Annotated in this window: 10 protein-coding genes and 1 pseudogene; 8 read left to right on the top strand and 3 right to left on the bottom strand. The window is 66.2% G+C overall.

From position 1 onward, the window contains the following. Positions 1 to 326 precede the first annotated feature (326 nt). The 3 genes and pseudogenes from hisG to hisS all read right to left on the bottom strand — a co-directional run bounded on the left by hisG (position 327) and on the right by hisS (position 3,558). Positions 327 to 1,022: an ATP phosphoribosyltransferase gene (gene hisG, locus ACK5L9_RS20325; RefSeq protein WP_416913274.1), complete on the bottom strand. Its 696-nt coding sequence runs from the start codon at positions 1,020 to 1,022 to the stop codon at positions 327 to 329. After that, positions 1,019 to 2,077 carry an ATP phosphoribosyltransferase regulatory subunit gene (locus tag ACK5L9_RS20320; RefSeq protein ID WP_416913275.1) on the bottom strand — a complete coding sequence of 353 codons (1,059 nt, stop codon included), beginning with the start codon at positions 2,075 to 2,077 and terminating at the stop codon, positions 1,019 to 1,021. Before ACK5L9_RS20320 ends, hisG begins: the two co-directional genes overlap by 4 nt. Then, positions 2,077 to 3,558: pseudogene (hisS, locus tag ACK5L9_RS20315) on the bottom strand (histidine--tRNA ligase). The gene ACK5L9_RS20320 and the pseudogene hisS overlap by 1 nt, the downstream one beginning before the upstream one ends. 51 nt (positions 3,559 to 3,609) lie before the next feature. On the opposite strand from hisS, the gene ACK5L9_RS20310 reads away from it, so the two are divergent. The 8 genes from ACK5L9_RS20310 to ACK5L9_RS20275 form a co-directional block, all read left to right on the top strand. Further along, on the top strand, positions 3,610 to 3,825 hold the full coding sequence (locus tag ACK5L9_RS20310) for a SlyX family protein (RefSeq protein WP_416913273.1): 216 nt from the start codon (positions 3,610 to 3,612) through the stop codon (positions 3,823 to 3,825). A gap of 175 nt (positions 3,826 to 4,000) precedes the next feature. After that, on the top strand, positions 4,001 to 5,293 hold the full coding sequence (locus tag ACK5L9_RS20305; RefSeq protein ID WP_416913272.1) for an adenylosuccinate synthase: 1,293 nt from the start codon (positions 4,001 to 4,003) through the stop codon (positions 5,291 to 5,293). 4 nt (positions 5,294 to 5,297) lie between these two features. After that, positions 5,298 to 5,900 carry an NAD(P)H-dependent oxidoreductase gene (locus tag ACK5L9_RS20300; RefSeq protein ID WP_416913271.1) on the top strand — a complete coding sequence of 201 codons (603 nt, stop codon included), beginning with the start codon at positions 5,298 to 5,300 and terminating at the stop codon, positions 5,898 to 5,900. Further along, a complete protein-coding gene (locus ACK5L9_RS20295) occupies positions 5,897 to 6,109 on the top strand; it encodes a DUF2842 domain-containing protein (protein ID WP_416913270.1) in 213 nt (70 codons plus the stop codon). The genes ACK5L9_RS20300 and ACK5L9_RS20295 overlap by 4 nt, the downstream gene beginning before the upstream one ends. Then, on the top strand, positions 6,106 to 6,789 hold the full coding sequence (locus ACK5L9_RS20290) for a thiamine diphosphokinase (RefSeq protein ID WP_416913269.1): 684 nt from the start codon (positions 6,106 to 6,108) through the stop codon (positions 6,787 to 6,789). The genes ACK5L9_RS20295 and ACK5L9_RS20290 overlap by 4 nt, the downstream gene beginning before the upstream one ends. A gap of 73 nt (positions 6,790 to 6,862) precedes the next feature. Continuing rightward, positions 6,863 to 7,378 (top strand): DUF2478 domain-containing protein, encoded by a 516-nt coding sequence (locus tag ACK5L9_RS20285; RefSeq protein WP_416913268.1) that lies wholly within the window; start codon positions 6,863 to 6,865, stop codon positions 7,376 to 7,378. After that, positions 7,375 to 7,647: a sulfurtransferase TusA family protein gene (locus ACK5L9_RS20280; RefSeq protein WP_416913267.1), complete on the top strand. Its 273-nt coding sequence runs from the start codon at positions 7,375 to 7,377 to the stop codon at positions 7,645 to 7,647. The genes ACK5L9_RS20285 and ACK5L9_RS20280 overlap by 4 nt, the downstream gene beginning before the upstream one ends. Further along, positions 7,644 to 8,450 (top strand): ferritin family protein (locus tag ACK5L9_RS20275; RefSeq protein ID WP_416913266.1); only part of this gene is annotated, 807 nt, incomplete at its 3' end. The genes ACK5L9_RS20280 and ACK5L9_RS20275, both read left to right, overlap by 4 nt.

The following is an 8,450-nucleotide window of genomic DNA, read 5'->3' as shown; positions in this document are numbered from 1 at the left end:
CCGACGAAGATGGTCTTCCCATCCATGCCAGCCTCCCTCCCGGCAGTCAGCATGAAGCAGAAATCAGAACATTTGGGAATCCAAAGAAGCAGCCTGATCGGGCAGGACTCTAGCGGATGATCGCCGGCGGCCGCTGGCAACAATGGTGTGGCGCGCATTATGGTGCCGTCACATCGAACGATTGTTCGCCGCGGACCGGCAAACAATCGGCCGCCCAAGGGACGGTCGGCGGCCGGTCCGGCGCGCTTCGCACTCGATTCGGGGTCAGTCTGCTGTTCAGCCGCCAGCCCCACCCCACACAGTCGACGCTGCGGACCGCTCAGTCCTCAAGGCCGCTGGCTTTCTGCCTGCACCCCGATCAGCGCGGCAAAACGGGCGATTTCGTATGGGGGTGCGCCGCAGCTGGCGAACAGCGTGGCCTGCGAGCGCAGGATCGGTTCCCCGGACAGTATTTTCAGGTTGTTCGCGTGCAGTGTCGCGCCGGAACTGGTGATGTCGGCGATGGCCTCGGCGGTCTGGTTGGCCACCGTGCCCTCGGTCGCGCCCTGGCTGTCCACAAGCTGATAATCCGCCACCTCATGCGCCGACAGCCAGGCGCGGACCAGCCGGTGATATTTCGTCGCGATCCGCAGCCGGAACCCGTGCGCGGCGCGGAAATCGCGGCAGATCGAGGCAAAATCGTCCAGCCCGGCGCAATCGGTCCAGCATTCGGGCACGGCAAGGATCAGGTCGGCATGGCCGAACCCCATCGGCGCGATTTCCGTCACCACATCGCGCCAGCCGGCCAGCTTTTCGCGGATCAGGTCGGTGCCGGTCACGCCCAGTTCGATCCGCCCGGCTGCCAGTTCGCGCGGAATCTCGCCCGCCGACAGCAGCACCAGCGACACGCCCTCGGCCCCATCGACCCGGCCCGCATATTCGCGGTCGGACCCGGCGCGCGACAGGCGCACGCTGCGTTCAGCAAACCACTGGAACGTCTGTTCCATCAGCCGCCCCTTGGACGGCACCCCCAGCCGGATCATGGTACGGCCTCCAGTTCGGCCAGAAGGCCCGCGCGGATCATCCCGCCGACCGCCGGAATGGCCCGCCCCTTGCCCAGAACGGCGGTCAGCGCGTCATAGCGCCCGCCCGAGGCGACCGGTGGCCAGCCCGCGCGATCCGCCGAAAAGCTGAAGGTGAAGCCGTCATAATATTCCATCGTCGCCCGCCCGTGGCTGGCGTCGAAGGTGATCGGGGCCAGGTCGATGCCCATGGCGGCGATGGTCGCAAAACCCGCCTCGATCCGGCGGGCCGCAGCGGCGATTTCGGGCCATTCGGCGGCCAGATCGTGCAGCGCCGCGATGGCCTTCGGAGCGGGCGCGCGCAGGGCGAACAGCCGCGCCAGCCGGTCAGACCAGCGGGCATCCAGCGGCGGCACATCCGCATCGTCACGCAGCCGGGCAATGCGCGCCTGCATCCCGGCCTTGCTGCGCAGGCCGGACCATGGTGCCGGGCTTGCCGGAAAGTCGCGCGGCGCGGCGGGGGCCGAAAACCGCGACAGCAGGCGCTGGAACCGGCCGGGCCGCCAGATGTGATGCAACAGCGCATCGCGACGCGGCGCGGGCAAGGGCAAACCGCGCACCGCATCCAGCAGCAGGCCCATATCGCCGGTTTCGGCACGCAGACCGGCGGGGGCCAAAAGACGATGAAACAGGGCGAAAACCTCGGCATCGGTGCCGGCTTCGCGGCTGAACAGCTCGAATCCCGCTTGCAGATATTCGCTGTCACGCGGGGTACGGGGACGGGTCTCGCCCATGTCCTGCTTGCGGAACACCTCGCCCAGATAGCAATAGCGCGCGGGTTCGGCCCCATTCTCCATATGCGCCTGCACGACCGGCACGGTGAAATCGGGGCGCAGCATCATCTCGCCGCGAATGGGATCCTGGGTGACATAAGCGCGGGCGCGGATATCCTCGCCATACAGGTCCAGCAGGCTTTCGGCGGGCAGCAGAATGTCGGGCGCGATTTCCGCAGCACCCGCATCGCGAAAGGCGGCCAGCAGGCGCTGGCCGACCGCCTGCCTGTCGCGCTTGGGGATCATCCGAGGATCCGCCGCACTTCGGCGACCAGACCAGCGCGCGGAACCTCGGTCTGGGCAGGTTGCGCCTTCCATTCCTCGTGGCTGGCCTCGGCAGCGATTTTCGCGCCAAGGATCAGATCCTTGACCTGCACCACGCCGCGCCCGGCCTCGTCCGCGCCCTGGATGACGGCCACCGGCGCGCCGCGTTTATCGGCGTATTTCAACTGGTTCCCGAAATTTTTGGGATTACCCAGATAGACTTCGGCCCGGATGCCGGAGGCGCGCAATTCGGCGGCCATGGCCTGATAATCGGCCATGCAGTCGCGATCCATGACGGTGACGACGACCGGGCCGCGTTCCTCGGCCCCGGCCAGCCCCCTGGCGCGCAGAGCGGCCAACAGCCGGTCCACGCCGATGCTGACGCCGGTGGCAGGGACTTTCTGGCCGGTAAAGCGCTCGACCAGCCCGTCATAACGCCCGCCGCCCGCGACACTGCCGAATTGTCGTTTGCGCCCCTTTTCGTCAAGGATTTCAAAGGTCAGTTCGGCCTCGAAAACCGGGCCGGTGTAATAGCCAAGCCCGCGCACGACCGAGGGGTCGATGACCGCACGATCCGCGCCGACGCCCATCGCATCCAACATCCCTGCGATCTGCGTCAGCTCGTCCACCCCTTCGGCCCCGATGACCGACGCGCCCACGGCCGCGCGCAGATTGTCCAGCGTCGCGGCATTGTCCTGGCCTTTCGAGGTCAGGAAGGCCAGCACCGGGGCAGCCTGCGTTTCCGTCAGCCCGACGCCGTCGATGAAGGCGCCGCTGTCATCCTTGCGACCGGCGGTCAGCAGGGCCAGCACGCCACCGCGACCGACCTTGTCGAATTTATCGATCTGGCGCAGCACATCCTCGGCCTGATCGGGGCGGATCTGCGCCGCCTCCAGCACGCCGTTCAGCACCTTGCGGCTGTTAACCCGCACGAGGTAATCGCCGCGCCGGATGCCCACCGCCTCTAACGCGTGGACAAGCATGGCGCAGATCTCGGCATCCGCCGCGACCGAAGCGCTGCCCACCGTATCGGCATCGCATTGATAGAACTGCCGGAACCGGCCCGGTCCCGGTTTTTCGTTCCGCCAGACCGGCCCCATCGCATAGCGGCGGTAAGGTGTCGGCAGGTCGTTGCGGAACTGCGCTGCGACGCGCGCCAGCGGCGCGGTCAGGTCATAGCGCAGCGCCAGCCAGTCGCCGGAACCGCCACCGGGCACCGATTCCTCTTGCCATGCGAAAACACCCGCATTCGGGCGGTCCACGTCGGGCAGAAATTTCCCCAGCGCCTCGACCGTTTCGACTGCGCTGGTTTCCAGCGGATCGAAGCCGTGGCGATGGTATATTTCGGCAATGCGGTCCAGCATCTGCGTGCGTTAGGTCACAGCCGCGCCAAAATAGTCGCGAATGCCCTTGGGCGTATCCGCCCTGGGGCGGGGCTGTTTTTTCTGATCCTTCGCCATGGTCCTGCCTTTCGGGCCAAATCCGTGGCTGCAATAGCGGAAGGGCGCGATATGGACAAGGATGATGGACGCATCGGGCGGCTGGAAGAGGCGCTGGCGCATCTGACCCGCCTGACCGACGATCTGAGCGAGGTCATCGCCCGGCAGGATGGTGAGATAGCGCGGCTGACGCGACGGGTCGAGATGCTGATGGCTGCGGCTGCCGAGCAGCAGATGGATGCGGGGGGAACCATCCCTCTGGCCGATCAGCGTCCGCCGCATTGGTGACGCCGCAAGGGGGGCACGCAATCCGGCCCCCATCGAGGGGGCCGGATTGCGGGCGGGCCTTGCCCGCCGGGCCGTTGCATCAAGCATCTGTAAAGGGAAATCGCCGCTTTCCCCTGCGCCCCGCTTGGGCTAGATCCGGCATCGGACTTTTTCGGGCACAAGGAAGGATCTGCTCATGGCCAATGTGGTGGTTGTCGGAGCGCAATGGGGCGACGAAGGCAAGGGCAAGATCGTGGACTGGCTGAGCGAACGTGCCGATGTGATCGCGCGCTTTCAGGGGGGCCATAATGCCGGGCACACGCTGGTCATCGGCAACAAGGTGTTCAAGCTGTCGCTGCTGCCCTCGGGGATCGTGCGCGAAGGCAAGCTGGCGGTGATCGGCAATGGTGTCGTTCTGGACCCCTGGTCGCTGTTTGCCGAGATCGACAAGCTGTCGGCGCAGGGTGTTGCCATCGGCACCGGCAATCTGATGATCGCCGAGAACACGCCGCTGATCCTGCCGCTGCATCAGGATCTGGACAAGCTGCGCGAAGAAGCCGCCGGCAAGGCAAAGATCGGCACCACCGGGCGCGGCATCGGCCCCGCCTATGAGGACAAGGTCGGTCGCCGCACCATTCGCGTGGCCGATCTGGCCGATGACGAGACGCTGGATGCGCGGCTGGACCGCCTGCTGGCCCATCACGACGCGCTGCGGCAGGGTCTGGGCGCGGCCCCCATCGACCGGGCCGGACTGAAGGCGAGGCTGCAAGAGATCGCGCCGAAGCTGTTGCCCTATGCTCAACCGGTCTGGAAGGTCATGGCCGAGGCCCGCAAATCCGGCAAGCGCATCCTGTTCGAGGGCGCGCAGGGATCTTTGCTGGACATCGATTTCGGCACTTATCCCTATGTGACCAGTTCCACCACCATGTCGGGTATGGCGGCATCGGGCACCGGCATGGGCCCCGGTGCCATCGACTTCGTCCTTGGCATCGTCAAGGCCTATACCACCCGCGTGGGCGAGGGCCCCTTTCCGACCGAGCTGCACGATGCCGACGGGCAGCGTCTGGGCGAGCGCGGCCATGAATTTGGCACTGTTACCGGGCGCAAACGGCGCTGCGGCTGGTTCGATGCGGTTCTGGTCCGCCAGACCTGCGCGATCAGCGGCGTCAACGGCATCGCGCTGACCAAGCTGGATGTGCTGGACGGGTTCGGGACGCTGAAAATCTGTGTGGGTTACGAAATCGACGGAACGCAATACGATTACCTGCCGACCGCCGCCGCGTTGCAGGCCAGGGTGACGCCCATCTATGAGGAAATGGACGGCTGGCAGCAATCGACGGCAGGGGCGCGGTCCTGGGCCGACCTGCCCGCCGAGGCGGTGAAATATGTGCGCCGCGTCGAAGAACTGATCCAGTGCCCCGTCGCGCTGTTATCCACCAGCCCGGAACGAGACGACACGATCCTTGTGACCGACCCGTTCGAGGACTGACGCCATGCGGGTGCTGCTGATCGATGGCCATCCCGACAAGGACCGTCTTTCGGCGCATCTGCTGGACATGTTCCAGCGCGCCCTGCCTGCCAGCGACATGATCGACCGCATCGCGATCCGCGACTTGCGCTTCGATCCGATCCTGCGTCGCGGCTATACCGAGCCTCAGCCGCTGGAAGAGGATTTGCAGCGCGCCACGCGCGCGATCATGGATGCCGACCATATCGTCATTGCGCATCCCTTGTGGTGGGGGGCGGAACCGGCATTGATGGCCGGCTTTTATGAGCGGGTGTTCATGCCCGGCACGACCTTTCGGTATCACAAGCGCGATCCGTTCTGGGACAAGCTGCTGAAGGGCCGGTCCGGCGATGTGCTGATCACGACGGATACGCCGGTCCCGTGGCTTAAGCTGCGCTTTGGCAACCCCATCGGCAAACGGCTGCGCCATCAGGTGCTGGGGTTCTGCGGGATCAGGCCCCTGCGGGTCGGCTTTTTCGGCCCGGTTCGCAGGGGTGGCGCGGAAAAGCGTATGGCGGGCTGGCAACGGCAGATCAGAGCGCTGGCGGAAAGCGCAGGGGCGCTGCGGCGAGGAAAGAAGGCATCATGAATCTGAAAACCCGCAAATCGTTGTCGCTGCTGATCCTCGTTCTGGGTCTGCCGGCCTATATCGTGGTCGCGGTGACGTTGATGAACTGGATGGATGCCCGTTGGGGGCGGCAGCCGTTCTGGATCGAGCTTGCGGTCTATGTCGGCCTGGGGATTGTCTGGATCCTGCCGCTTAAGCGCATCTTCACCGGCATTGGCCGGGGCGAATGACCGCGCCGGTGATCATCACCGACAGCGGCGTGACCGTGATCGGTGGAGGCGCGGTGACGCCTGCTGATCTGTCCGTGTCGCAACAGGTCGCGCCGCTGCTGGTGGCGGCGGATGGCGGCGCGGACCGGGCGCTGGCCCTGGGACGAAAACCTGACTGGGTGATCGGCGATCTGGACAGCATCAGCCCGCAGGCCCGGCGGATGATTCCGCCGGACCGGCTGATCCATGTCGCCGAACAGGACAGCACCGATTTCACCAAATGCCTGACCCGGATCGCCGCGCCTTTCGTGATGGCGGTGGGCTTTGCCGGGATGCGGCTGGATCACACGCTGGCGGCGCTGACCAGCATGACCAATGTTGCGCGACCGCTGGTGATCATGCTTGCCTCGGACGATCTGGTCTTTCGCGCGCCCCCGCGCCTGACCCTGCCGCTGATGCCGGGGACGCGGGTGTCGCTGTATCCTCTGGGACCGGCACGGGGGGTCAGTTCCGGGCTGGAATGGCCGATCGAAGGGATCGAATTCGCGCCTGACGGGCGGGTTGGAACCTCGAACCGGGCGCGGGGCGTGGTGACATTGCGCATCGAGGGCAAGATGTTGATCATGCTGCCGCGGGAAACGCTGGGAACGGTGCTGACCGCGCTGAAACTGCCCATCGGCCTGCCTGCGGGGGAACTGTGACACCCCGGCTCTGGACCGGCGGGCGGCCTTGGCGCATGATCGTGGCAACACGGCGGAAACACGGAAAGAACACATGATGCTGGGTTGGTTCGGACTTTCGAAAACCGCCCCCACGGGCGAGGCCGACCGTCTGTTGCAGGCGCTTACTGCCGAACTGGCGGCGGGCGGGGCACGTCTGGCGGGGGCAGTGCAGGTCAATCACGACACCGGGCAGGATTGCGCCTGTGACATGGACGTTCTGGTCATCGGCGAAGAGGACCGTCCCATCCGCATCTCGCAATCGCTGGGGTTGTGTTCCACCGGATGCCGTCTGGATGCCGGCGCGCTGGAAACGGCGGCGGCGCGGGTCGAGGCGCGGCTGGCGGGGGCGGAACTGCTGATCCTGCCGAAATTCGGACGGCAAGAGGCAGTCGGGCGCGGGTTCTACAGCGTGATCGCTCAGGCCGTCGTGCAGGGGCTGCCGGTGCTGCTGCATGTCCCGACCGAACAGCGTCAGGCATTCGCCGATTTTACCGACGGCATGGCGGTCGAGATCGCGCCCGACGCGCTGGCCGGATGGTGCCGCGAACGGTTGGCCGGGGCGGCATGATGGGTGCAATCCCCGAAATCGACGCGCGGGGGCTGTTATGCCCCCTGCCGGTGCTGCGGCTGCGCAAGATGCTGGACGCGGCTCCGGCGGGGGCGCGGTTTCGGCTGATCGCAACCGATCCGGCCGCAATGATCGACGTGCCGCATTTTTGCGCAACCGCCGGGCACAGCCTGATCGCGACGCAAAACCTCGCCGATGGCGCGCATGTCTTTACGGTCGAACGGGGCCTTGCAGCCCCGCATCCAAGGATGGATAAGCCAGAACCATGATCAAGCACATGCTGATGCACAACCGCAAGCGTTTCGCCGACCTGTCCGAGGCCGAGGTGCTGGCGCTGGCGGTCTTTTCCGAAGAGGACGACGCCCGCATCTATCGCAACTGGGCCGAGTTCCTGCGCGCCGACTATGCGGCGACGGCGGCGGTCTTTGACGGCATGGCGGCGGAAGAGGACGAACACCGCCGCCTGCTGATCGAGGCGTTCCGGTCGCGCTTTGGCGATTCGATTCCGGTGATCCGGCGCGAACATGTGGCGGGCTATTACAGCCGCCGCCCGGCATGGATGATGCAGAACCTGTCGCTTGAGGCAATCCGCGACGAAGCCGCGCTGATGGAACATGACGCGGCCGAGTTCTATGCCCGCGCCGCACAACGGTGCAGCGATGCCCCGACACGCAAGCTGCTAGGAGACCTGGCCGCCGCCGAGCGCAATCACGAAGAACGGGCGGGAGAGCTGGCCGAGGAAAACCTGACCCCCGAGGCCCGCGAGGAAGAAGAGGCCGTCGCCCATCGCGATTTCATTCTGACCTGGGTGCAGCCGGGGTTGGCCGGGCTGATGGATGGCAGCGTCTCGACCCTGGCTCCGATCTTTGCGACGGCCTTTGCCACGCAGAACACCTGGACGACCTTTCTGGTCGGGCTGGCCGCCAGCCTTGGCGCGGGCATCAGCATGGGCTTTACCGAGGCGGCATCTGATGACGGGGTGGTGTCGGGGCGCGGCTCTCCGTTCAAGCGGGGGGTGGCTTCGGGCGTGATGACCGCCCTTGGCGGACTGGGGCACGCCCTGCCCTATCTG

The organism is Paracoccus sp. (in: a-proteobacteria) (assembly GCF_047973135.1).
Lineage (GTDB): Bacteria > Pseudomonadota > Alphaproteobacteria > Rhodobacterales > Rhodobacteraceae > Paracoccus.
The sequence above is the reverse complement of the archived record's forward strand: the minus strand, read 5'-3'. Positions and strand labels throughout refer to the sequence as shown.

Bases quoted from the DNA above. Each gene is read 5' to 3' on its own strand.
- ACK5L9_RS20305 (WP_416913272.1), top strand. From the start codon at position 4,001: ATGGCCAATGTGGTGGTTGTCGGAGCGCAATGGGGCGACGAAGGCAAG.
- ACK5L9_RS20310 (WP_416913273.1), top strand. From the start codon at position 3,610: ATGGACAAGGATGATGGACGCATCGGGCGGCTGGAAGAGGCGCTGGCG.
- hisG (WP_416913274.1), bottom strand. From the start codon at position 1,022: ATGATCCGGCTGGGGGTGCCGTCCAAGGGGCGGCTGATGGAACAGACG.
- ACK5L9_RS20285 (WP_416913268.1), top strand. From the start codon at position 6,863: ATGATGCTGGGTTGGTTCGGACTTTCGAAAACCGCCCCCACGGGCGAG.
- ACK5L9_RS20295 (WP_416913270.1), top strand. From the start codon at position 5,897: ATGAATCTGAAAACCCGCAAATCGTTGTCGCTGCTGATCCTCGTTCTG.
- ACK5L9_RS20280 (WP_416913267.1), top strand. From the start codon at position 7,375: ATGATGGGTGCAATCCCCGAAATCGACGCGCGGGGGCTGTTATGCCCC.
- ACK5L9_RS20300 (WP_416913271.1), top strand. From the start codon at position 5,298: ATGCGGGTGCTGCTGATCGATGGCCATCCCGACAAGGACCGTCTTTCG.
- ACK5L9_RS20290 (WP_416913269.1), top strand. From the start codon at position 6,106: ATGACCGCGCCGGTGATCATCACCGACAGCGGCGTGACCGTGATCGGT.